This is a genomic window from Guyparkeria sp., assembly GCF_046540515.1.
Lineage (GTDB): Bacteria > Pseudomonadota > Gammaproteobacteria > Halothiobacillales > Halothiobacillaceae > Guyparkeria.
Genome location: NZ_JBKHFB010000010.1, coordinates 24,760 through 48,194, shown reverse-complemented (window position 1 = coordinate 48,194; position 23,435 = coordinate 24,760). Strand labels below are relative to the sequence as shown.

General features: G+C 67.8%; 20 protein-coding genes and 1 tRNA gene. 4 read left to right on the top strand and 17 right to left on the bottom strand.

Translation table 11 applies throughout. The features are described 5' to 3' along the window. Positions 1–200: 200 nt before the first annotated feature. From ACLFRM_RS02405 to leuS, 13 genes are all read right to left on the bottom strand, one after another. A complete protein-coding gene (locus ACLFRM_RS02405) occupies positions 201–1,907 on the bottom strand; it encodes a mucoidy inhibitor MuiA family protein (protein ID WP_410754101.1) in 1,707 nt (568 codons plus the stop codon). Next, positions 1,900–2,988: a 3-deoxy-7-phosphoheptulonate synthase gene (locus tag ACLFRM_RS02400; protein ID WP_410754099.1), complete on the bottom strand. Its 1,089-nt coding sequence runs from the start codon at positions 2,986–2,988 to the stop codon at positions 1,900–1,902. Before ACLFRM_RS02400 ends, ACLFRM_RS02405 begins: the two co-directional genes overlap by 8 nt. A gap of 108 nt (positions 2,989–3,096) precedes the next feature. Beyond that, a complete protein-coding gene (locus tag ACLFRM_RS02395; RefSeq protein ID WP_410754097.1) occupies positions 3,097–3,945 on the bottom strand; it encodes a carbon-nitrogen hydrolase family protein in 849 nt (282 codons plus the stop codon). Beyond that, entirely contained in the window at positions 3,942–7,907 is a 3,966-nt protein-coding gene (locus ACLFRM_RS02390; protein WP_410754095.1) for a YhdP family protein, read from the bottom strand. Before ACLFRM_RS02390 ends, ACLFRM_RS02395 begins: the two co-directional genes overlap by 4 nt. A gap of 107 nt (positions 7,908–8,014) precedes the next feature. Next, on the bottom strand, positions 8,015–9,499 hold the full coding sequence (rng, locus tag ACLFRM_RS02385) for a ribonuclease G (protein ID WP_410754093.1): 1,485 nt from the start codon (positions 9,497–9,499) through the stop codon (positions 8,015–8,017). A gap of 3 nt (positions 9,500–9,502) precedes the next feature. After that, positions 9,503–10,162 (bottom strand): Maf family protein, encoded by a 660-nt coding sequence (locus tag ACLFRM_RS02380; RefSeq protein ID WP_410754091.1) that lies wholly within the window; start codon positions 10,160–10,162, stop codon positions 9,503–9,505. A 97-nt stretch (positions 10,163–10,259) separates the two neighbouring features. Next, positions 10,260–10,730 carry a 23S rRNA (pseudouridine(1915)-N(3))-methyltransferase RlmH gene (gene rlmH / locus ACLFRM_RS02375; protein ID WP_410754089.1) on the bottom strand — a complete coding sequence of 157 codons (471 nt, stop codon included), beginning with the start codon at positions 10,728–10,730 and terminating at the stop codon, positions 10,260–10,262. Positions 10,731–10,736: 6 nt separating this feature from the next. Continuing rightward, the gene (gene rsfS, locus ACLFRM_RS02370; RefSeq protein WP_410754087.1) at positions 10,737–11,150 is read right to left on the bottom strand and encodes a ribosome silencing factor; all 414 of its coding nucleotides are present in this window, start codon (positions 11,148–11,150) and stop codon (positions 10,737–10,739) included. Between the two features lie 117 nt (positions 11,151–11,267). Further along, positions 11,268–11,873: a nicotinate-nucleotide adenylyltransferase gene (gene nadD, locus ACLFRM_RS02365; RefSeq protein WP_410754086.1), complete on the bottom strand. Its 606-nt coding sequence runs from the start codon at positions 11,871–11,873 to the stop codon at positions 11,268–11,270. Positions 11,874–12,173: 300 nt separating this feature from the next. Then, a complete protein-coding gene (locus ACLFRM_RS02360) occupies positions 12,174–13,442 on the bottom strand; it encodes a glutamate-5-semialdehyde dehydrogenase (RefSeq protein ID WP_410754084.1) in 1,269 nt (422 codons plus the stop codon). Positions 13,443–13,542: 100 nt separating this feature from the next. After that, the gene (holA, locus tag ACLFRM_RS02355; RefSeq protein WP_410754083.1) at positions 13,543–14,568 is read right to left on the bottom strand and encodes a DNA polymerase III subunit delta; all 1,026 of its coding nucleotides are present in this window, start codon (positions 14,566–14,568) and stop codon (positions 13,543–13,545) included. 7 nt (positions 14,569–14,575) lie between these two features. Beyond that, positions 14,576–15,082: an LPS assembly lipoprotein LptE gene (gene lptE, locus ACLFRM_RS02350; protein WP_410754081.1), complete on the bottom strand. Its 507-nt coding sequence runs from the start codon at positions 15,080–15,082 to the stop codon at positions 14,576–14,578. 68 nt (positions 15,083–15,150) lie between these two features. Beyond that, positions 15,151–17,625, bottom strand: coding sequence for a leucine--tRNA ligase (gene leuS, locus ACLFRM_RS02345; protein WP_410754079.1), 2,475 nt, complete (start codon positions 17,623–17,625; stop codon positions 15,151–15,153). A gap of 453 nt (positions 17,626–18,078) precedes the next feature. On the opposite strand from leuS, the gene ACLFRM_RS02340 reads away from it, so the two are divergent. After that, positions 18,079–18,588 (top strand): zinc ribbon-containing protein, encoded by a 510-nt coding sequence (locus ACLFRM_RS02340; protein ID WP_410754078.1) that lies wholly within the window; start codon positions 18,079–18,081, stop codon positions 18,586–18,588. A gap of 9 nt (positions 18,589–18,597) precedes the next feature. On the opposite strand, the gene ACLFRM_RS02335 is transcribed toward ACLFRM_RS02340, so the two are convergent. Next, complete coding sequence (locus ACLFRM_RS02335; protein WP_410754077.1) at positions 18,598–19,260, bottom strand: hypothetical protein; 663 nt, start codon at positions 19,258–19,260, stop codon at positions 18,598–18,600. A gap of 97 nt (positions 19,261–19,357) precedes the next feature. After that, a complete protein-coding gene (locus ACLFRM_RS02330) occupies positions 19,358–19,849 on the bottom strand; it encodes a CIA30 family protein (RefSeq protein ID WP_410754075.1) in 492 nt (163 codons plus the stop codon). A gap of 106 nt (positions 19,850–19,955) precedes the next feature. Between ACLFRM_RS02330 and ACLFRM_RS02325 the strand changes: the two genes are divergently transcribed. Together ACLFRM_RS02325 and ACLFRM_RS02320 are read left to right on the top strand one after the other, a co-directional pair. Beyond that, complete coding sequence (locus ACLFRM_RS02325; RefSeq protein WP_410754073.1) at positions 19,956–20,177, top strand: hypothetical protein; 222 nt, start codon at positions 19,956–19,958, stop codon at positions 20,175–20,177. A gap of 27 nt (positions 20,178–20,204) precedes the next feature. Beyond that, entirely contained in the window at positions 20,205–21,743 is a 1,539-nt protein-coding gene (locus ACLFRM_RS02320; protein ID WP_410754071.1) for a diguanylate cyclase domain-containing protein, read from the top strand. 47 nt (positions 21,744–21,790) lie between these two features. On the opposite strand, the gene ACLFRM_RS02315 is transcribed toward ACLFRM_RS02320, so the two are convergent. Beyond that, complete coding sequence (locus ACLFRM_RS02315; protein WP_410754070.1) at positions 21,791–22,360, bottom strand: SCO family protein; 570 nt, start codon at positions 22,358–22,360, stop codon at positions 21,791–21,793. Between the two features lie 360 nt (positions 22,361–22,720). Between ACLFRM_RS02315 and ACLFRM_RS02310 the strand changes: the two genes are divergently transcribed. Beyond that, positions 22,721–23,206 carry a hypothetical protein gene (locus ACLFRM_RS02310; RefSeq protein ID WP_410754068.1) on the top strand — a complete coding sequence of 162 codons (486 nt, stop codon included), beginning with the start codon at positions 22,721–22,723 and terminating at the stop codon, positions 23,204–23,206. A gap of 69 nt (positions 23,207–23,275) precedes the next feature. Here ACLFRM_RS02310 and ACLFRM_RS02305 read toward each other — a convergent pair. Then, positions 23,276–23,351, bottom strand: a tRNA-Ala gene (locus ACLFRM_RS02305). Positions 23,352–23,435: the final 84 nt, after the last annotated feature.

The following is a 23,435-nucleotide window of genomic DNA, read 5'->3' as shown; positions in this document are numbered from 1 at the left end:
GCCATGGCGATCACCGAGGCAATGATGATGGGCAGCATCATGCCGCCACCGGCCAGAACGAGATCAAGCATGTTCGTGGTAGGTCCTTGTCCGTGGATGAATGGGTTTGCTTCGATCCGCCTGCCGCGGCATTTCGGTCACTCGCGGCCCCACGGCGACGATCGCGCTGAAACGCTCGCCGGGGGATCCCGCCGCGGATGTCAGAACGGCGAGATCCGCTTGCCCTCGGGCCAGCGCACGCGATAGTCGAAGTCGATCTGCCAGGGCTCGTCGGGCACCAGCTCACGCTGGTAGGCCCAGACGCCCTTCTGGTCGTCGAAGGCACGTTCGGTCGGCGTGTCAGCGGCCGAAAGCGGCTCGACCACGATGTCGGCGTCGAGCGGTGTCGGCATCCGCATCAGCACCGTCACCGGCACGGCCTCGCGATGGCGACTGGTCACCGTGACCTGGCGACGGCGCTCGATCTGGTGGAACTTGCCGATCAGGCCGTGGCCGGCCCGCTCGTCCGGCGGTGCCTGGTAATCGACGACCAGTCGCGGATCGACACCGAAGCTCAGCTCGACCGGCTCGTCGGGCTGGAGCGCCGGCCGCGACGCGCTCGCCTGCTGCTGGCCGTCACGGTGGATCTCCCAGCGACCGGCCGGCAACGGGTTGACGATACTCGGCGCGAACCGGGCCACCACCACCGCGTCGCGGCTCGCCTGTGGCGCGACGCGCAGCGACATGGTGGCATCGAGCCCCTGGTCCAGCACCGAGAGGTTCACCCCGCCCTCGCCACTGGGAACGGAGGCCGGCCTGTTCACCGCGATGCGGGTCGCAAAGCCCGTCTCGTCCTCGACCCGCGCGGCCTCGGCCATGCCCGCGGCGTCCGCGCGCATCAGGGAGTGCTTGGCCAGCGGCCGCACCGGCGCGCCGTCATCGGGATCGACAAAGCCGATGGTCAACGGCGCGAGTTCCGGCACCGGGTAGAACCGCCGCTGGTCGCTGGTCACCAGCGTCATCGGCACCGCCGGCCAGTCCTCGCCGGTCTGCTGGTGCACCCGCGCGTTCATGCGCCAGTCGACGTGCCGCTCGGTCGTGTCGAGCCGCACACGGTAGATCGGCTCCCAACCGGCGTCGGCGACCCGGTACGCCAGCCGCACCGCCTCGTCGCCCCCTTCCAGCTCCGCCTCCCTGAGCGCCACGCCGACCTGCCAGCCGGGCGCCTGCCCCGCCAGCTGGTCGAGTGCGCGGCGCAGGGCATCGCGGTCCTCGTCGATCGTCGCCTGCCGCTCGAGCAACGCCTGGCGTTCCTCGGTCAGGCGCGACATCAGCGTATCGACCGTGCCGTTTTCGCCCCACAGCGTATCCACGTCGCCGTCTGCCGGCTCCAGGGCGGCCAGCTGGTCACGGGCGATGCCACGGCGCAAGTCGTTCTCCTCGAGCTCGGCCGCCACCCGGCGGGCGTCGGCCCGCAACTCGTCGAGACGCTCGGCCAGGCGCCGGTAACGCGGCGTCTCGCGCATTTCCTCGCGCTCGAGGCGTAGCCCGGATTCGGTATCGACCCGCGCGCCCTGCACCCGCAGGCTGTCCCGGTCGAGGTCGGCCGGCAGGCCACCGATCCAGAGGCGGCCGCCCTCCTCGCGCGGGTCGCGATGCAGCAACGAGCTGTCGCCCGGTTCGAGCGCCGCCAGTGACTCGGTCGTCAGCGAGCGGCTCACCCAGGCCCCCGACGGGGCCACCGTCAACTGGTCGATGCCCATCGCGTGGTCATCGACCGATTCGATCAAGGCCTCGATCTCTGCCGAAGCCGCCTGCAGCCCCCCGGCCCAACCCAGCCACGGCGCACCCAGCGCCAGGACCAGCCCGACACCGCCGCGGCGCCAGGCCGGCAGACGATGACAGCGGCTGCGAGTTGGCTCAGCCATGTTCCGGCAGCTCGTCGAGCACGCCACCGCCGGCGCGACGGATGCGCACGGCTTCGGCGAGCCGGTGGATCACCGCACGGCTGTCGTCCCAGCCGATGCAGGCATCCGTGATGCTCTGGCCGTAGTGAAGCGGCTTGCCCGGCACCACGTCCTGGCGGCCGGCGACCAGGTGACTCTCGACCATCGCGCCGACGATCCCGGCGTTGCCGCCGGCGATCTGGCCGGCGACGTCCTCGGCCACCTGGATCTGGCGGGCATGCTGCTTCTGGCTGTTGGCGTGCGAGAAATCGATCATCAGCCGCTCGGGCATCTCGGTCTGGCGCAGCTGCTCGAGCGCCTCGGAGACGCTGGCGGCATCGTAGTTGGTGCTGCGCCCGCCGCGCAGGATGATGTGGCAGTCCGGGTTGCCGCTGGTGGCGAAGATCGCCGAGCGGCCGGCCTTGGTCACCGAAAGGAAATGGTGCGGGCGGGCCGAGGCGCGGATCGCGTCGATGGCCACGCGCAGGCCGCCGTCGGTGCCGTTCTTGAACCCCACCGGGCAGGACAGCCCCGAGGCCAGCTCGCGGTGCACCTGCGACTCGGTGGTGCGCGCGCCGATCGCGCCCCAGCTGATCGAGTCGGAGATGTACTGCGGGCTGATCAGGTCGAGGTACTCGGTGGCCGTGGGCACGCCCATGTCGGCCAGGTCGACCAGCAGGTGGCGGGCCACGCCCAGGCCCTTGTTGATGTTGAAGCTGCCGTCGAGATCCGGGTCGTTGATCAGCCCCTTCCAGCCGACCGTGGTGCGCGGCTTCTCGAAGTAGACCCGCATGATCAGGAACACGTCTTCCTTGACCTCGTCGGCCAGCTCGCGCAGCCGGGCGGCGTAGTCGCGCGCCGCGTCCACGTCGTGGATCGAGCACGGTCCCATCACCACCATCAGCCGGTCGTCCCGACGGTCGAGGATGTTCTGGATGGTCCGGCGGGCGTGATCCACCAACTCGGCGCCCCGTTCCGAGAGCACGTATTCGGCCCGGAAGACCTCGGGCGGGGTCAGCTGGTGGATCTCCTCGATGCGCAGGTCGTCGGTCTGTACGGTCATCTTCGCTCAACTATTGGCTATGGTCGCCCGGACAAGCATTGCCGGGCCGAAATTCAGGGATTCCATGGTAAAGGCCCAGCGCGATTTGCGCCATGGGCGCGGGCCAACTCAGCGACCGTCCGAAAAGACCTCGGGCCGGTGCAGCCGCCGCACGGGAAAGCGTTCCCGCAGGCCGCGCAACCAGGGGTACTCCAGCCGGGCCAGGCGAACGACATCGGCGGTCTCGCCGGCATCCGCCAGCACGCGCCCCCAGGGGTCGACGATCAGGCTGTGACCGAAGGTCTCGCGCCCGTCGGCATGGCGCCCGACCTGTGCGGCGGCCACCAGCCAGCAACTGTTCTCGATCGCCCTTGCCCGCACGAGCACTTCCCAATGCGCCTGTCCCGTGGCCCGGGTGAAGGCCGACGGCAGGCAGAACCAGTCCGCTCCCGCCGCGGCGAGGTGGGTGAACAGCTCGGGAAAGCGCAGGTCGAAGCAGGTGGCCATCCCCAGGCGACCGGCGGGCGTGTCGACGACCACGGGGCGATCGCCGGCGACGAAGGTGGCCGATTCGCGGTAGCTCTCGCCGTCCGGCAGCACGACGTCGAACAGGTGGATCTTGTCGTAGTGGGCGACGATGCGTCCGGTCGAGTCGATCACCAGGCTGCGCGAGAAGACCCGATCGGTCTCGGCCGGGTCGTCGGGCACGAACGGCAGGGTGCCGGCCACCAGCCAGATGTCGTGTTTGCCGGCCCAGGCGACCAGGTCGTCGACCGCGCCCGGCGTGTCCAGCCGCGCCATTCCGACCAGCTCACGCGGGTCGGCCGGCATCGCCAGGAGGTTCTCCGGCAGGACCACCACGCTTGCCCCGCCCTCGGCCGCCGCGGCGATCAGCGGCTCGACGGCGGCGCGATTGGCGGCCCAGTCACCACGACCGTTGAGTTGCACGACGGCGACGGTCGGTGTCGCTTCGGTCATGGACTGTCTCCTTGGGTGGCCTCGGGCTGGGTGACCTCGGGCTGATCGAACGATCCACCGACATGGTAGGTGACCGACGGCTCCGGGGCCTGATCGAGTTGCCGGAAGGTCTCCTGCAGGGCCAGCACCGCCCCGCCCACCAGCGGGCCACCGGCCACGGTGCCGATCAGCGGCAGCAGCATGCCGAAGTCGGCGTAGATGCGGGCGGTCAGGTCGAGGCGTCGCTCGACCAGCTGCAGTTCGCCGTCGATCAGGACGCTCAGCGACGGGTTGATCAGCTCCAGGGGGTCGACCATCAGCCGGCCGCGATCGAGCCGCCACTGCCCGGCCAGCGTCTCGAAGTACAGACCCTCGCGGGTGACGTCGCGGAAATCCAGGCGCAACCGGTCGGCCAGCGCTCCGAGGCTCATCAGCCCGACCAAGCGACCGGCACCCGGGTCGATGCGTCTGAGCTGCCCGTCGGACAGGAGGAACTGGCCGTTGCCGGCCGCCCGACCGACGAAGAAGCTCGTCGGGCTGCCGGGCCAGGCGAGGGTCAGCTGCCCCTCGTCGACGTCGCCGCCCTGGATGGGCGAATCGCCGTTGACGGCCTCGATCGCCGCACCCACGTCCTTGCCGTCGATCGCCAGCGACAGACGGGTACGCTGGCCCTGCGGCCCGTCTCCGACCCCGTCCTCGACGCGCCCGCTCCCCGAGACGCTCAGGCTGGACACCGGCTGCCAGTCGATGCGGTCGATCCGGTAGTGATCGTCTTCCGGCAACGCCTCCACGCCCAGCCGACCGAGTCGGAGCTTGTCCACCGTGAGGGCATCCACGCGCAGACTGGCCGCCGGGAGTCCTGCCAGGTCCCACGCCTGCGGCGGGGCGGGCGCTCGATCGGAGGACGCCGACTCGCGATGCAGGCGCAGGCGATCGAACTCTCCCTCCAGTCGGCCGGAGGGCGTGGCCCCGCCGTCGGCAAGGCGCAGCTCGCCGCGGTTCTCCTCACCGGAGACGCCCAGCCACCAACCATCGTCACGAGTCGCCCAACCGACCGTGACGCCCTCTAGCCACCAATCGCCCAGCCACAATCGATCGAGGCGCGCATCCACCCACCAGGACCCGGCATCACCGGCGACACCGGTCTTGCCCGGCCCATCCGATTCGACCGATTCCCACCAGGACAGCCACGGGTCCACCGCCAGCTCCTCGAGCGTCAGCCCCACCCGGTGCGCCGCCGCCTTGCCCTGATCGTCTCCGATCTCCGCCAGGTCACGATTGCCCACACGGGTTTTCACCAGCGAGCCGTCGTCGTCGAAACCCAGATCGGCGCGCCAGGTCTGGCGACCGTCGAGTCGCGCGGACAGGGTGCGCAACCCGCCATCGCGCACCGCCATGTCGACCGTCAGCGGCCACCGGACCGGTGCCGGCTTGTCCAGCGGGGCGGGAAGACGGCTCTGCCATCCCTCCAGCCCGGTCTCGACGCGCACCCCGACCGCGCCCCCGCCGTGCGGCACGTCGACACGCATGCCCACGTCCGTTTCCCCCTCGAGCTCGGTGATCAATGCCCGGGGCAGCGGGGTTCGGCCGACCTCGCCCAGCACCGAGGTCAGACCGCCAGGTGTAAAGCGCGTACGGGCCTGGATACGGGTTGCCGAACCCTCCGCCGCGGGATCGATGCGGGCGTGGAAGGGCCGGTCGAGAAAGCGCCCCTCGATATCCTCGGCGCGAAACCGGGTATCCGAGAACCGCAGCGGTCCCCGGACGTCCTCGAAAACGAAGCGCCCGTCGGCCACCGAAAGGCGGTTTCCGTCAAACCGGTACGCCCCGGAAGCTGACGGCGGCGGTGAGCCCGGGGTCAGTCCGATCAACACGTCCAGGGTCAGGCGCCCGTCACCGCTACCCGACAGCCCGGCCAGCGCCCCGGCATCGATCAGCGGGGTCTGGCCCAGACCGTCTAGCAGGGTATCGATGGCCACCGGACGGTCGACGGCGACCTGCAACCTGGGCTCGTCGAGTTCGAAGATGCTCACGCGCGAGCCGCCGACCGGTACCGGTCCGACACGCCCCTGCTCGACATCGACGTGGTATTGCTTGTTGACGAACGCCATGCTGCCGCCGGCCTCTGTCAGGTCCGGCCAGCCCGGACGATACGGCAAGGTCACGTCGTGGAAGTCGAACACGATGGAGAAGTAGCCGCCGCCGTCGGTGAACGGCATGCGCGACGGATCGCCATGGAAGATGAACCGTCCGCCGTCGATGCGTCCCCGGGCGCCATCGCCCTCGAGGGCCGCATCGAGCCAGCTGAGCGTGTTCGGACCGATCACGTGACGCGGCAGGTATGCCGGTGCCTGACGCGTATCCTCGACGGCAAAGCCGCTGTCGATACCGAGGTAACCGGGCTGCTCGTCGGTCGCCTGGCGATAGAAGAACCGCCCGGCGACGTCAAGCCCCGGGGATTCGAGTACCAGGTTCGGGCTGTACAGCGCCAGCCCCGCCCCCGGCGTCGCTTCATCGGTTGAGGCGATCCGGTCGAACCAGTAGAGATCGCCGTGGAGCCGATCGACTGCCACCGGCTCGCGGAACATGCCCGGCACCGCCAGGATGAGGTCAGACTGGTCGACGCGCGCCAACCAGCCGCCAGGCCGCCGGTACAGGGTCAGATCCGCGCCACCGCGCCCCGAACGGGTACCGATGACCGGTCGCAGCGGCACCCCGGTGGTGTTGCCGAAGCCCCGGAGATCGAGAAAGCCCTCGACGAACTCTCCGTCGACAAAGCGTAGGCGCACGTCACGTGCCTGGCCACGCGGCACGTTCTGGTCGAGCAGTTCGAGAAAGTCGGTCGGCAGGGGCGCGGCGGCCAGCCAGACGGCCAGGTGGCCGAGATCGGCGTGATCGGTGGCAAACCGCAGGTCATCCCCGACCGAGCGCATGCGCACGAACTCGGTCGGCAGCGGCTCCTCCTCACGCGAGGGGCGCACCCTGACGTCCTCGGCATCGAGGTGCCAGCCGTCGGCATCACGCACCCAGGCCAGCGTCGTCGAGACCCGATCCAGCGAGGCCTGGCGGGCGTCGTCCACGCCCAGCAGTTGTTCGCGCGTCACGGCGAGATCGCGCATGTCGGCTTCCACGGTGAGATCGGTCAGACGCTGCTGGTGCCAGTCCAGCCACAGCCGACCATCCAGCACGCCGGAGTCGACCTGCGGCATGCCCACCTCGCAACGCGCCGGGTCGCCGTCGCCGGGGCAGCCACCCAGGCTGCGTCGGACGCCGGGGCCGCCGTAGCGATCCAGCCGCCGCTGCACCGCGGGCAGTTCCCAGTCCGTCACCTGCAGGAACAGCGAGACCTCGCCAGGCTCGCCGAAGCGCCCCTCGCCGGCGAACCGCATCGGCTCGTCGCTGATCCCGGCGAGCCGGGCGTTGCCCGATGCCCGCCAATGCTCGCGGTCGAGCTCGGCGGCCAGGCTGAACGTCAGCCGGTCGCCCTGACCGTCGGGATCGCGGAACTCGACCACCGCATCGCGCACCGACAGGTGCCCCAGGCGCGCCAGCTGGTCTTCCACCTCGGCCCAGGAGACGCGCTGTGCGGTCACGCCGGCCCGCCCCTCGAGCGACAGGTCGGCCACCGACCAGCCTTGCCGGTCGCGAATCAGGGTGAACCGGGGGGCATCGAGGGTGATCTTGTCGGCGACCAGGCGCCACTCGGTGAGGCTGCGCCACCAGGAAAGCCCCAGGCTCAGCGCGTCGGCCCGCGGGCCGGCATCGATGCGCACGTCGCGCAGGATCAACTGCGGCTGGTAGCCCTGCCAGCGCAGGTCGAGGGCACCGAAGCGCACCGGCACGTCGAGCGCCTCGCTGACCCTCGCCTCGAAATCGGGCTGGTAACGCTCCACCCAGGGAAGCAGCGCGCGCGAGACGGCGCTGAGTGCGGCGATCAGTACCACCAGCAGCGCCCCCGCCATCAGCAGGCGGCGAAATGCCACGCGAAGGCGGCGTTCCCTTTTTTCGCTGCTAGTCCCCATTTACCCGGCCACTCCGCATGCGTCCGCCAGCCCAGCCATCCCCGGCCACCGGGGCCGGCCGTGTCCGATCACATCAGGACGATGTCGTATTGTTCGGGCTGATAGTGCAGGTCAATCTGCAGTTTAAGCGGAACGCCGATGAATTCCTGCAACTCGGCCAACGAGGTGGAGTCCTCCTCGCGTAGCCGGTCGATCACCGAGGCGCTGGCGATCACCAGCATCGACTTGGGCCGGTACTGACGCGCATCCCGGGTGACCTCGCGGAAGATCTCGTAACAGACCGTCTCGGCGGTCTTGACCGACCCGCGCCCGGCACAGACCGGGCAGGTCTCGCAGAGCACGTGCTCGAGCGACTCGCGGGTGCGCTTTCTCGTCATCTCGACGAGACCCAGCGTGGAGACGTCGCAGACCTTGGTGCGCGCGTGATCGCGTTCCAGCGCCCGGTTGAGCGCCTGATGCACCTGTATCCGGTGTTCCGGCTCGGCCATGTCGATGAAGTCGATGATGATGATCCCGCCGAGGTTGCGCAGCCGCAACTGGCGCGCGATCGCCGCGGCCGCCTCGAGGTTGGTCTTGAAGATGGTCTCTTCGAGCGTCTTGTGACCGACGAAGGCCCCGGTGTTGACGTCGATGGTGGTCATCGCCTCGGTCTGGTCGATGACGATGTAGCCGCCGGACTTCAGCGCGACGCGCTTTTCCAGCGCACGCTGGATCTCTTCCTCGATGTTGTGCAGCTCGAAGATCGGCCGCTCGCCGGGATAGTGCTCGACGATCGGCAGGATGTCCGGGACCATCTCCTCGGCAAACGCGATCGCGCGGTGGTAGGTCTCGCGCGAGTCGATGCGGATCTTCTCGACGAACTGGCCGAGGGTGTCGCGCAGGGTGCGCAGCGCCAGCGGCAGGTCCTCGTAGACCAGCCCGGGATCGGTCATCTGCTGGCGACGCTCGGCCAGGTTGCTCCACAAGCGGCGCAAAAAGCGGTAGTCGTGGCGCAGCTGCTCTTCCTCGACACCCTCTGCCGCCGTGCGCAGGATCAGGCCACCGACACCCTCGAGCGAGCCCTCCTCCTCGAGGATGATCTCGGTCAGCCCCGTCTTGAGCCGGTCACGCTCGTTCTTGTCCTCGATGCGGCTGGAAACCCCGATATTGCGCCCGTTGGGCACGTAGACCAGGTAGCGCGACGGAATGGTGATCTCGGTGGTCAGGCGCGCGCCCTTGGTGCCGATCGGGTCCTTGATCACCTGCACCAGGAGGTTCTGCCCCGTGCGCAGCAGCATCTCGATCGACGGCGATGCGGACTCGAGCTCGGTGTCCGGATCGTCCACCTTCAACTCGACGTCGGAGACGTGCAGGAAGGCCGCACGCTCCTCGCCGATGTCGATGAAGGCCGCTTCCATGCCAGGCAGCACGCGGGTCACGCGCCCGCGGTAGATGTTGCCCACCATGCCCCGCGAGCGCGAGCGCTCGATGTTGATCTCCTGGAGCACCCCGTTCTCGACCATCGCGATGCGGGTCTCCTGCGGGGTGATGTTGATCAGGACTTCTTCACTCATGACTCAGTTCTCGTTGTTATTCCGTGTCGCCCCGATCCGTTCGCCTCGGTCCATCCATGCCGGCCGGATTCCGAACGACGCCAGCAGTCGACGCGTGGCCGCCAGGGGCAGTCCGATCACCGCGCTGCAATCGCCATCGATGGCCGCGACGAAACTGCCGCCCCGGCCCTGCAGGCCGTAGGCGCCTGCCTTGTCCAGCGGCTCACCGGTGGCCACGTAGGCCCGGATCGTCTCCCGGGAGAGTGGGTCGAAGCGCAGCCGCGAGGTGACCACCTCGTCGCCGAACCGCTCACCGTCACCGACCGCGACCGTGGTGACCACCTCGTGCCAGCGACCGCTCAGGGTAGCCAGCATCGCCTCGGCATCGGCCGCGTCGGCGGGCTTGCCCATTGGCCGACCATCCGGTCCGGAAACCAGGGTGTCCGCCGCCAGGAGCACCGCGCCCGCCGGGCGCGCCGGGTCGGCCAGCGCGGCTTGCAGCTTCGCTCGCGCCAGACGACGCGATGCCGCACCGGCCGCCTCGCCCGGCAACAGCGACTCGTCCACCTCTCGCGTGGGCCGTGCCCGTCCGGCGATGAGGAAGCCGGCCTGCTCGAGCAATTCCCGCCGCCGCGGCGAACCGCTGGCCAGCCACAGTGACGGCGGATGGGGACTGGAAGTCATCGTCTCATTCTAGGGAAACCCGCCACGTAATGGCATGGCATCCGTGCACAGGTTCCCTGACAAGTCCATCCCATACGTGGGGCCGTTCTCGCGGCCTTCACTCGCGGTGGTAGGGATGATTCTGGTGCAACGACCAGGCGCGGTAGAGCTGCTCGGCGACCAGCACGCGCACCAGCGGGTGCGGCAGGGTCAGCGCCGACAGACGCCAGGTCTCGTCGGCGCGCTGGCGCAGGGATTTCGCCACGCCGTCCGGGCCACCGATCACCAGGGCCACATCGCGCCCCTCGACCAGCCAGTCTCCCAGGGCAGCGGCCCACTGGCGGGTATCGCGATCACGCCCCCGCTCGTCGAACAGGATCACGCGCGCCCCGGCCGGGATGGCCCGCTCGATGCGCTCGGCCTCCATCGTCTTGACGCGGTCGATGTCGGCGTTCTTGCCGCGCGGGGCGGCGGGGATTTCCGTCAGGCGCGCCGGGCAGCCGGCCGGCAGCCGCTTGAGGTATTCCTGCGTGCCCTCCTCGGCCCAGCCAGGCAGCTTGTGGCCGACGCTGATCAGCTCGATCCGCATCCGGGCCTACGCGTCGGAGGCGGACGGGTCGGCCGCGGGGGCCGACCAGAGCTTTTCCAGCTGATACAGCGCGCGGGTCTCGGGCATCATCAGGTGCACGATCACGTCGATGAAGTCGACCAGCACCCATTCGGTCTGCGGCGTGTCGTCGCCCTCGACGTTCATCGGGCGCATGCCGTGGTCCTTGAGGGTCTTGACCACTTCCTGCGCCATCGCCTTCAAGTGGCGATCGGAGGTGCCGGAGGCGAACACCATGTAGTCGGTGAAGTTGCAGCGTTCGCGCACGTCGAGCGTGACCAGGTCGACGGCCTTGAGCCCCTCGAGCGCCTCGACGGCGTGCTTGAGGATCTCGTCGGCCGGCATCGGCGGGGTCTGGTCGACCGGCTCGTTGCGGGTGGATGGCGGTTGCTTCGCGCTCATGTAGGAAAACCTGTGGCATGGCGGCACCGGGCCGCCAATGGAAAATGAAACGGGGAAAATGAAACGGGTTGATTAGGCGTCGAAAACCGGCAATGGTCGACGTAACCGGCGATGCGGTCAACCACGGCGGAAATGGCGCACCACCGGCTCGGGCACGAGATAACGCAGCGAGCGGCCCTGATCGATGAACCCGCGCAGCGTGGTCGCCGAGATGTCCAGCCGGGTAATGGCCACCGACACCATCCGGCCCGCCGGGGCCGTCGCCAGCTCCGCCGGGTCGACCCGGCGCTCGGCCAGCCATTCGGCCGCCCTCCCCTCGGCCCGCGATCCGGGACGGGTGGCGACCGCGATGTGGGCGAGTTCCAGGATGCGCCCGACCTCGTGCCAGCCCGGCAGGCCGTTGAAGGCATCCATGCCCATCATCAATACCAGCGGCTCGCCCGGGTACTCGGCGGCGAACTCGGCCAGCGTGTCGGCGGTGTAGGACGGTCCGGTCCGGCGGTGCTCGCGGTCGTCGAGCAGGAAGCGCGGCTCGTCGGCGATCGATTGCGCCACAAGATCGAGGCGCGTGGCCGGATCGAGCAGCGGCTCGCCCCGGTGCGGCGGAATGGCCGCGGGCACCAGGTGCACCCGATCCAGACCCAGAGTCTCGGCCACCTCGGTCGCCAGGCGCAGGTGGCCGATGTGGACCGGGTCAAACGTGCCGCCAAAAACACCGATCATGATCCGCTCCTCAGGCCTGCTGCGCGGCTTGATTGCGGCGTCGCGTGCGGACTCGGGGCGTCCCTGCCCCTCGCAAGCGCAAGCGGAGCTTGCGTCCGGAATGGCGTCCCGGCCATTCCGTCGCTCGCTCCTCTCGATTCGCCGAGAGCGAATCGAGGCGCACTAAGTGCGCTCGAAGAGTGCAGGCCAAGGATGGCCTGCATCTGCCTATCGATCGGATATGTCTCGTCGCTCACTCCGCGGCTCCTTGCACTCAAGCCGCTCACGACGGCCTGAGAAGCGGATGCGATACCGGTCTCGTCAATGACGCGTCTCGCCGTTGCCCAGCACGATGAACTTCTGCGAGGTCAGCCCCTCGAGGCCGACCGGGCCGCGGGCGTGGATCTTGTCGGTGGAGATGCCGATCTCGGCGCCCAGACCGTATTCCATGCCGTCGGCGAACCGTGTCGAGGCGTTGATCATCACCGAGGCCGAATCGACCTCGCGCAGGAAGCGCCGCGCGGTGGTGTAGTTCTCGGTGACGATGCTGTCGGTGTGGTGCGAACCGAAGGTCTCGATGTGCTCGATCGCCGCGTCCAGGCCGTCGACCACGGCCACGGCCAGAATGGGCCCGAGGTATTCCTCGCCCCAATCTTCCTCGGTCGCTGCGGTCATCGAGGGCACGATCGACCGCGCACGCTCGCAACCGCGCAGCTCGACGTCTAGCTCGCCGAAGCGGTCGGCGAGATCCGGCAGCACGGTCTCGGCCACGGACTGGTCGACCAGCAGGGTCTCCATCGCGTTGCACACACCATAGCGATGCGTCTTGGCGTTGACCGCGATCGCGCGGGCCTTGTCGAGATCGGCATCCCGGTCGATGTAGACGTGGCAGACGCCGTCGAGGTGCTTGATCACCGGCATGCGCGCCTCGCGCGAGACCAGCGCGACCAGCCCCTTGCCGCCGCGCGGGATGATCACGTCGAGCGCCTCGGGGCTGTGGAGCATCGCCGTGACCGCCTCGCGGTCGGTGGTGGCGACGATCTGCACGGTCTCGGACGGCAGGCCGGCGGCCTCGAGCCCGTCGCGGATGCAGGCGGCCAGCGCCTGGTTGGAATGGATCGCCTCGGAGCCGCCACGCAGGATGGTGGCGTTGCCGGATTTCAGGCACAGCGCGGCGGCATCGATGGTCACGTTGGGACGCGACTCGTAGATGATGCCGATCACGCCCAGCGGCACGCGCATGCGACCGACCTGGATGCCCGAGGGACGGAACACGGTGTCGGTGATCTCGCCGACCGGGTCCGGCAGGGCGGCGATCTGGCGCACGCCCTCGGCCATCTTCTGGATGCCGGCGGTGTCGATGGCCAGCCGCTCGATCATCGCCTCGTCCAGGCCGTTGGCACGGCCGGCCTCGAGGTCCTTCCTGTTGGCCTCGATCAGCGTTCCGGCGTGCTCCACCAATTGATCCGCGATCGCCAGCAGGGCGGCGTTCTTCTTCTGCGTGTCGACCCGCGACAGCGCACGTGCCGCGCGGCGGGCCGCCTGGCCCATTGCCTGAATGGTCTCGGTGACGCTCTTGTCATTGGCCATCGGTAGCTATCTCCTGATCAGGTTCGAAACGAGCCAACGGGGGCGCTCGTCATGGATTCGGTCAAGGCTGGAGGCGTTTTCCCGGGATCATTCAAGGGATTCAACGCCCCGGCCGGGTCGCGTGCAGCATCACCCGGTCGAGCAAGGCCCAGACCCGCGCCCCGCCGTCGGCCGTGTTGCAGCCCTCGCCCAGGCCCTTGATGCAGCGGTCGACCTCGGCGCAGCCGGCCAGCAATCGCTGCCAGTTACCCGGCGGCATCATCCGGGCGCGCGCCTGGTAGCGGCGGGCGAGAAAGGCCGGGATGCGGGTCTTCTTGAACCCCGCCTGGTCGTTGCCCGCCAGCGCGACCAGTGCCCGCAGATCCCGGGCGATCACCCACAGGATCAACAGCGGCTCGGTGCCCTCGGCGCGCAGGCGCGAGAGCAGGTACAGGCCGCGCTCGCGGTCGGCGTCGAGCACCGCGTCACTCAGGGCGAAGGTATCGACTCGCGACTGGTTGGCCAAGCCCTGGGCGACCCGGGCGGCATCGACCGGACCCTCGATGTCCATCAACGCCAGCTTCTCGATCTCCTGGGCGGCGGCGAGCAGGTTGCCCTCGACGCGCCCGGCGATCAGTTCGGCGGCGTCGCGCTCGAGGCTCACGCCCTGCGCCGCGGCCCGCCGGGTGATCCAGGCCGGCAGTTGTGCCAGCGGCACATCGTTGAACCGCACCGCCAGCCCCGCCCCGGCCAGTGCCTTGAACCAGGCGCTTTTCTGCAGCTGGTTGTCCAGCCGGGGCAGGCTGACGATCCAGACATCCGACTCGTCGCCGCGCTTGACCCGTTCGGCCAGCGTGCTCAACGCCTTGGAGCCCACACGGCCCGGCTTGCCGCCCGGCATGCGCAGGTCGATGATCCGCTGGCTGGCGAACAGCGACAGGCTCGCCCCCTGGCTTTCCAGCGCGCCCCAGTCGAACTTGCCGTCCACCTCGAAACGCAATCGTTCCTCGCAGCCGGCCTCGCGGGCCTTTGCCACGATCGCATCACGCGCCTCCTGGACCAGCAACGGCTGATCGCCGCCGATGACATAGAGGGATTCCAGGCCCCGCGCGAGGCGCTGCTCGAATTCCTGTGGCTTGGCGAGCACCTAGGCCTCAGCGACCGTCGGCGGGGTCGATCAGGGTATCGGGATCGACCGGCGCGAGCAGGCGGTAGAACAGCAGCTGCCCCACCAGCTCGCCCAGCTCGCGACGAATCTGGCCCTCGTTGCTCGACGAGGCCAGCACCCCGGTCGGGTCGTAGTTGTAGTTGCGCGCCTGGCTGATCTCGCGGCTGGGCGTGCGCGACCCGTCGGGCAGCTCGATGTGGTAGCGCAGTTCGTGCAGCAGTTCGTACTGGCGCACGTCGGCGCTGGGATCGACCACCGAGGCACGCTCCTCGACCGAATCGCTCTCGACCACGAGTCGGGCCGTGGCCTCGCGACGGTCGTCGACCAGCACCGCCTCCGACTTGTCCAGTTCGGCGACCAGCGCACGGTAGACCGGGCTCGATTTCGACAGCCCCGAGACGTGCACCCGCTCGAAAGTCGGGTCGACCTCGGTCACGCCCCGCAGGTGGTATCCGCAGCCAGAGGTCACCAGCAGCGCCGCGGCCACCGCCATGACCATCCAGACGGTAACGGCGTGCCTGCCGACGGTTCGGCCGGTCGTCCTAGCCCGGGTCGTATCCATTACTTCGCCACCACGATATTGACCAGTTTGTTGGGAACCACGATCACGCGCTTGATCTCGCCCTCATTGGTAAAACGCTGCACGTCCTCATTGGCCAGCGCCTGCGCCTCGATGGCGGCCTTGTCGGCGCCGGACGGCACATTGATCTTTGCGCGCAGCTTGCCGTTGACCTGCACGACCATCTCGATCTCGTCGCGCACCAGCGCGGCCTCGTCGACCGTCGGCCACGCCGCATCGGCAATGCAGCCATCCCCGCCCGTTTCCTTCCAGAGCACGTGGGTGATGTGCGGCACGATCGGCGCGAGCATGCGCAGCATGTCCTGGATGACCGCGGCGACCACCGCCTGCCCCGTCTCGTCGGTCGCCTCGAACCGGGCCAGCTCGTTGAACAGCTCCATGTTCGCCGCGATCACGGTATTGAAGGTCTGGCGCCGATCCATGTCCTCGGTCACGCGACCGATGGTCTCGTGGAGTTTGCGGTAGAGCTCCTTGGCGGCTGCCTCGCTGTCGGCCAGCTCGTCGGCCGACTCGATCCGCCGGGACAGGTCGATGCCCGCTGACCGGCGCTCGGCCACCTGCCGCCACAGGCGCTTGAGGAAGCGGTGCGCGCCCTCGACGCCCGAGTCGGACCACTCCAGCCCCTGGTCGGGCGGCGCGGCGAACATCATGAACAGGCGCACGGTGTCCGCGCCGTATTCCTCGATCAGCTCCTGCGGGTCGACGGTATTGCCCTTGGACTTGCTCATCTTCGCGCCGTCCTTGTTCACCATGCCCTGGGTGAGCAGGCGGGTGAACGGCTCGGCGCAGTCGGCCGGGATCAGGCCCTCGTCGCGCATCAGCTTGTGGAAGAAGCGCGCGTACAAGAGATGCAGCACGGCGTGCTCGATGCCGCCGACGTACTGGTCGACCGGCAGCCAGTAGCCGGCGCGATCGTCGAGCATCGCCTCACTGGAATCGGCGCTGGCGAACCGGGCGTAGTACCAGCTCGACTCGAAGAAGGTGTCGAAGGTGTCGGTCTCGCGCTCGGCGGGCGCGCCGCATTCCGGACAGGTGGTGTCGATGAACTCGCGATCGGACTTGATCGGCGAGCCCGGCCCGTCCATCACCACGTCGGTGGGCAGGACCACCGGCAGGTCCTCGTCGGGTACCGGCACCGCACCACAGTGCTCGCAGTTGACGATCGGGATCGGGCAGCCCCAATAGCGCTGCCGCGAGACGCCCCAGTCGCGCAGGCGGTAGTTGATGGTCTCCTCGCCGCGGCCGTCGGCAGCGAGCCTGGCCACGATCCGGTCGAAGGCTTCGTCACTGGAAAGCCCCGTGAACTCGCCCGAGTCGATCAGCGTACCCTTCTCGGTCATCGCGCCCTGAGCGTAGTCGTGATCGGGGTCACTGCCCTCGATCACCGGCTTGATCGCCAGATCGTGCTTGGTCGCGAACTCCCAGTCGCGCTCGTCGTGCGCCGGCACGGACATGACCGCGCCGGTGCCGTACTCCATCAGGACGAAGTTGGCCACCCAGACCGGCACCGACTCACCGGTCAGCGGGTGCGTGGCGGTCACGCCCAGCGGCAACCCCTTCTTCTCCATGGTCGCCATGTCGGCCTCGGCGACCTTGGTATGGCGGCATTCCTCGCGGAACGCGGCCACCTGTTCGTCCTGCTCGGCGGCGGCCACCGCCAGCGGATGGTCGGCGGCCACGGCCAGATAGGTCACCCCGTACAGCGTGTCCGGGCGCGTGGTGAACACGCGCAACGGCTCGCCGTTATCGACCGCAAAGTCGAGCTGCACACCACGGGAGCGACCGATCCAGTTGGCCTGCATGGTGCGCACCTGCTCGGGCCACTGGTCGAGCTTGTCGAGATCCTCGAGCAGCTGGTCGGCGTAGTCGGTGATGCGGATGAACCACTGCGGGATCTCGCGGCGCTCGACCGGCGCGCCGGAGCGCCAGCCCCGTCCGTCGATGACCTGTTCGTTGGCCAGCACCGTCTGGTCGACCGGGTCCCAGTTGACCACCGCGGTCTTCTTGTAGGCCAGGCCCTTCTTGACCAGGCGGGTGAACAGCCACTGCTCCCAGCGGTAGTAGTCCGGGTCGCAGGTGGCAAGCTCCCGGTTCCAGTCGTAGGCGAATCCCAGGCGCTGGAGCTGGCCGCGCATGTAGTCGATGTTCTCGAAGGTCCAACGCGCCGGCGCGGCCTTGTTCTTGAGCGCGGCGTTCTCCGCCGGCAGGCCGAAGGCGTCCCAGCCCATCGGCTGGAGGACGTTCTTCCCCAGCATGCGCTGGTAGCGGCTGATGACGTCCCCGATGGTGTAGTTGCGCACGTGCCCCATGTGCAGCCGTCCGGAGGGATACGGGAACATCGACAGGCAGTAGAACTTCTCGCGGGTGGGATCCTCGCGGACGTGGAATGCCTGCGTCTCTTCCCAGAAGCGTTGCGCCTCGTCCTCGATCTTCGCGGGGTTGTATTGCTCGTGCATGAACTAGGGGGTCTACCTTGGCTGCGTGCGTGTTATTTGCCCGACTGGCAAGAAGGCCTGCAATCGGCCACGATAAAGGAACCTCTGCTCGAATAGTATTACCGCTCTGCGCGGCTTGAGCGGGGCAGATGCAAGGCATCCGTCCGTAGTGGAAGGGTTGCTCCCTTGCCAAGGACGGTAACGCCGCAGATGCCCCGCTCAAGCCGCGCCCGCAGGGGCTTGCCGAGCCACCCGCCCCTCGGCGTTGCGATGTCTTGACGGGACCACCGGCACGCCGGCGCCATCGCGCCTTGATGGCGAGCGGCTCGGCAAGCCAGAGCGGCAATACTATTCGAGCAGAGGTTCCATAGAGGCGACTAGAATACCGAAAGGAGCCCCCCCCTGCACGACTCGACGCGCACGACGTCGCAGCGGGAGAGGCCCTTCCAGACGACAAGACGGAGACCAGAGCGAATGACCCAAGACCAGCACGAGCACAGCGAGACCTTCGACGCCCTGCGGCACGGCTACTACCAGCTGCTCGAACGGATCTACGCCCGCCTGCTCGACGAGCCCGAGAACCGCCCGGCCGACCGCGCCCGCATCGCGCAACTGGCCGAGGAGGAGGCCGCCGGGCTCGACACGCCCGATTTCCGTCACGAGATCGTCGAGGCGGTCAAGGACGATCTCGAGCACACCCGCGAAAATCTCGCCCACGAGGGCGAAAGCATCCGCGAGACCCTGCGCGACTGGGCCGGCGACATCGGCGCCAAGCTGCTGTCGATCGCCGATCACACCGACGTGACCCTGGAACAGATCCGCAACGAGGCCGAACGCACCCGGCCACGCGAATGGGCCGCCGGCCACGTCACCAGCCCGAAGCGACTCAAGTGCGTCGACTGCGGCGCCATCCTTCACCACGACACCTTCGGACCGCTGCCGAAATGCCCCGAGTGCGGCGGCCAGTCCTTCCGGCGCGCCTGATCGCCGGACTCAGTCGCGCTTGAACAGCCGCGGATTGGCCTCGAGAAAGGAGGCAATCCACTGTTCGAGAAACGACCGGCCAGCGGCCACCTTCAGATAACCGTAGCCCAGCACGGAGATCACCCCGGCACCGAGGGCATCCACGATCAGATCCCACATGGTGTCGGTCAGACCGGAGGGATCGCCGAGCATCGCCTTCTGCATGTCGGTGCCGAACCATTCATCCATCGAGAACTCGAAGATCTCCCACAGGGCCCCTATCCCCAGCGCGAACATGAAGGCGAACAGCGCCACGAAGCCCGGGGTCATGTGAAAGCGGAGATTCTTCTTCTCGTTGAGGATGTAGACCAGCAAGAAACCGACGATGCCCAGCAGGAACCCCGAGGCGGTGTGGAGCACCAGGTCCCACCACCAGAAGCGCGTGTAGTACCCCTGCACCTCGCCGAGAAACAGCGAGGCGAAGATGAACAGGGTAGCCAGCAGCTTGAACTCCGAGGGAATGAACACCTCGAAGCGCCTGACCATCAGCACGGGCGCCAGGGTCAACAACAGGATGAAAACCGTCATGGCGGCCGTCAGCCACAGCCCCTCCCACAGGGCGAAGGCCAGCTCGATCAGCATGATCACCTGGATCACCTGAGTGACGCGCTGATGAATTCGTCGTCGTTGCATACACTCCTCACGCTCGAACCCGTTGAGGTGAACAGACGAGCCGCGGCCCGGCCGGCGCGGTCACCCAGCGCCGGTCCCCGTGAAGCCCAAGACCGCGTTACGTCCCCCGGATCGAAGCCACCTCGAGGCGAAAGGGTCCGGCCCGACGGTCCGCCAGCAGAAACCCCAGCCGATTGATCCGCTCGGGCGACAAAGGCGGTGCATCCGGCACGGCCTGACCCCGAAACACGGCCGCGAACATCTCCCAGGCCAGGGGGATCTCAAGCCAACGACCGGCAACGGTGTCGAAACCGGCGGCGTAGGAAACGCCCGGCGGCACTTCCTCCGTTCCGACCCGACACTGGTAACGCCGCCCGTCACCGCGAACCCGAAGCACGATACCCGCCGCGTCGACCAGCTCTCCCGTCCGAATCTGCCGTCGGACCGAGGCGAATCCACCGCCATGCGCCAGCGACAGCTCGCCGCTGAACACACCGACCCCGCCTTCGACATGAAACCCACCGGAGGAGATCCCGCCCATCACCCCGTCGTTGACGTCGCGCCAACGGCATTCCTCGTCGGTATCGGTAAACTCGATTACCTTGCGCATGCCGGGAGCATAGACACCCTGCGACGGCGGGCGCGGAAAACGACCGTCACCACCGGCCGGGTTTCAGGAAGTGCTTGAAAGCGGCACCCCGGACGAGCACCATCCAATGCAGGACCTGTCAGACGCCACCCTGACCGGATCGCGCGACGAGACGAGGCCCTCGATCCCGCCCATGTCCATTAATGCCCTGAAAGCGATCGCCCGGAAACTCGCCAGACTCTCCAGCCCCGGTGTCCTGATGGGCCTGTGGCTGGTCTATTCGCTGGCGATGCTGGGCTATCTGGCTCATCTTGACGCCCAGCGCGGCATTTTCTGCATGAGTCTCTGACCCGGCAAAACATCGAGCAAGGACCCGATGAACGCATCTTTCCTTCAGCAACTGCAGAACGAGACGGAATTCGATTGGTTGTTGCGCCCGTACCGGGAGCGCGCCGACCGCATCATGCTCGGCATGCTGCTGTTCCTGCTCGCCGTCTGCCTGTTCCTCGTGCCACTGCGCGACACGCTCTGGTCGGTACTGCTGATCGGCCTGCCGACCCTCGCGCTGGGCCTGTGGCTTGTCCGGAGTCACGGCGGGGAACTGGTCACCCGCCTGTTCATGGCCTCGGCCTTCATGGTGTTCACCGGCCTGATCATCCACCAGAACGCGGGCGACATCGAGGCGCATTTCTCCGCCTTCGGCCTGATCGGCGTGCTCCTGTACTACCGGGACTGGCGCACCATCGCCATGGCCACGCTGGTCATCTACCTGCATCACCTGGTCCTCGGTTACGCCCAGACCATCGGTGTACCCGTCTACGTGTTCGACAGCGATCAGTACTGGCCACTGTTCTGGATACACGTCGCCTACTTCCTGCCCTTCGTCCTCATGATGGGCTATCTCTCGATCTGGTTGCGACGTGAGGGTTACGAGGACCAGCACGTGATCGCCCTCGCCCGCCAGATCACGCGCGGCAACCTCACGGTCGATCAGGAATTGCCGCAGGACGCCCGCGAATCGCCATTGATCGAGGCGGTGCTGATGATGAAGACCCGCCTGCTCGATCTGCTGCGCGTCATGCCGGTGCCTGCGGCGGTCATCCGGATCGACAGCGAAACCATCGTGAACGTCAACGAGGCCTGGGCACGGCAGATGGGGTCGACCGAGGTGGGCGCCTCGCTGCGCGAGACGCCCATCTGCTCGATTCCCGGCACCTGGGACCGGCTGATGCAGGAGTTGAACGACTCGCCGGACAAGCTGCTGGACAAGCGGGAAATCCGGCTGCGCTATCCGCAGGGCAAGGAGGCCATCTGCGAGGTCTCGGTCATTCTTCACGAGGAAATCGAGCCGGTCATGGCCATCGTGACGCTGGAGGACATCACGCGGCGACGCGAGGCCGAGGAGACCATGAAGGAACTGGCCTACCACGACATGCTGACCGGCCTGGCGAACCGGAGCCGTCTTCAGGAGGCCATGCAGACGGCGGTGCGGCAATGGCGGGAAGAAGGCCGACCATTCGCCGTGCTCATGATGGACCTCGACGGCTTCAAACCGATCAACGACCAATACGGTCACGATGCCGGTGACGCGGTGCTGCGCATCGTGGCCGAGCGCCTGCGCGGCGAGGTCAAGCGAGACGACCTGATCGCCCGACTTGGTGGAGACGAGTTCGTCGTACTGCTTCCGGGCTGTCGCTCGACCGAAGAGGCGGGCGAGGTCGCCGGTCGGCTGATCGACTCCGTGACCCAGCCGATCCGGTTCGAGAGCGGCGACGAGGTCTCGGTGGGCATCAGTGTCGGCATCAGCCACGTGGACCGGGGGGCTCGTGACGGCGACCAGTTGCTCAAGCAGGCGGACACGGCACTTTACGAAGCCAAGCGCGCCGGCAAGCGACAGTTTCGGGCCCACGCCTAGATCCGTCGGGGCGGCTATCGACGCCCATGGCTTGGCGCTGACCTTCCCTACCGCATCTCCTCGGCCACCGCGTCCACCAGTTGCTCGACACGGAGCGTGTCGGGGAACATGGCGACCAGCTCGCCCCGGGGATCGATCAGATAACTGTAGGTGGTGTGGTCGATGGAATATCCCATCGCCGAGTCGGTCCGCTCGCCACGTGCGTAATCCACGTGGTAGCGCTCGGCCACCTCGGCAATGGCTTGCTCACTACCGGTGATGCCGTCGAAGTCGGGATGAAAAAAGCGGGCAAGAGGCCCGAGTGTCGAGGGTCGATCGCGGTTGGGATCGACCGAGATGAACAGCAGCGCCTGCGGCCGGCGCCCCTCTCGCCGCTCGAGTTCCCGGAAGACCTCCGACCAGCGCGCGAGACTGTTGGGGCAGACGTCCGGGCAGGCGGCATAACCGAAGTAGAGCACCACCCATTCACCGCGATGGTCACTCAGGGCGAGCGGCCCATCCGCCGACTCGAGCCGGAAATCACCCGCCGGCGGGTTCGGCCGCAGATCGGCCTCGAAAAGCATGAGTGTCAACGGTACCGCCGCCAGAAGCAGGACGAAAAACGCGAGCCTGAACATGCCTTCCCCGAAAACGCGGTGATCGCCGACATTAGCATGCACTGGTTGCCGGTCGGAACATTCCGGGGCCGCCCGAGAACAGGCGTGTCGACGGCAAGGCCGACGCAACACGTCGATCCTGCTGGCAGGATGGAGAGCGTCGTTTGCACGGCATTAGCCGGCCCGCATATCGCATGACTGCGCGTGACAACCGCACTGGATACGCGCCCGACAAGGATTTTCGCGGCCGAGCGCCGTGCCGGGGAGCACGGCCGAGTGGCGAAACGCTCGTGCGCGGTCGGATCAGGTGTGGACTTCGTGAGACATCCGGGCTAGAAAACGGGAGACCGGGATCGAATCCAACCATGGAGAAACGCTGACATGCGACCAACTCATCTCGTTCTCGCATCCTTCGTGCTGTTCCTCACCCCGGCGCTCGGCGCGGACGAACCCTGGAAGCAGCCCGGATGGGAACCGATCACCGACGAGGAGCGCCAACCAGCCAGCCCCGACGAGGTGGCCGAGAGTGCCGTGGAGGTACGTGAGTACCAGGGAACGCGCTTCCTGACCGGCGGCCTGGGCACCGCGGAACGCGCTTGGCTGCAAGAGCACGGTGCGGACTACCCCGTGGCCCTGCAATTCTCGAAGGGCCAGCGCGGCGCATTCGTCTCGGCGGTCGATGTGCGCGTCCGCACACCCGATGACAAGACGCGATTCGAGGCCACTACCGACGGGCCGATGCTCTTCATCGACCTGCCGGAAGGTCGATACACCGCCAGCGCCAGTTACAAGGGAGAGGATCGCGAGTTCAGCCTCGACGTCCCCGCCAACGGCCAGGTCAGCCGCTCGATCAACTTTCCCGAATAGTGCAGGTCAATTCGCGCAGAACGAAAAAGCCCGGGTCGCTGTGACGCGAACCCGGGCTTTTTCGATGTTTGGTGGAGCCAGGCGGGATCGAACCGCCGACCTCCTGCATGCCATGCAGGCGCTCTCCCAGCTGAGCTATGGCCCCTCGTGCCTGAGGAATGCGCGCATTGTACCGGCCCAACGGAGGCTGTCAACACCCTGTCACGCGGATCTTGTCACGATCGACACA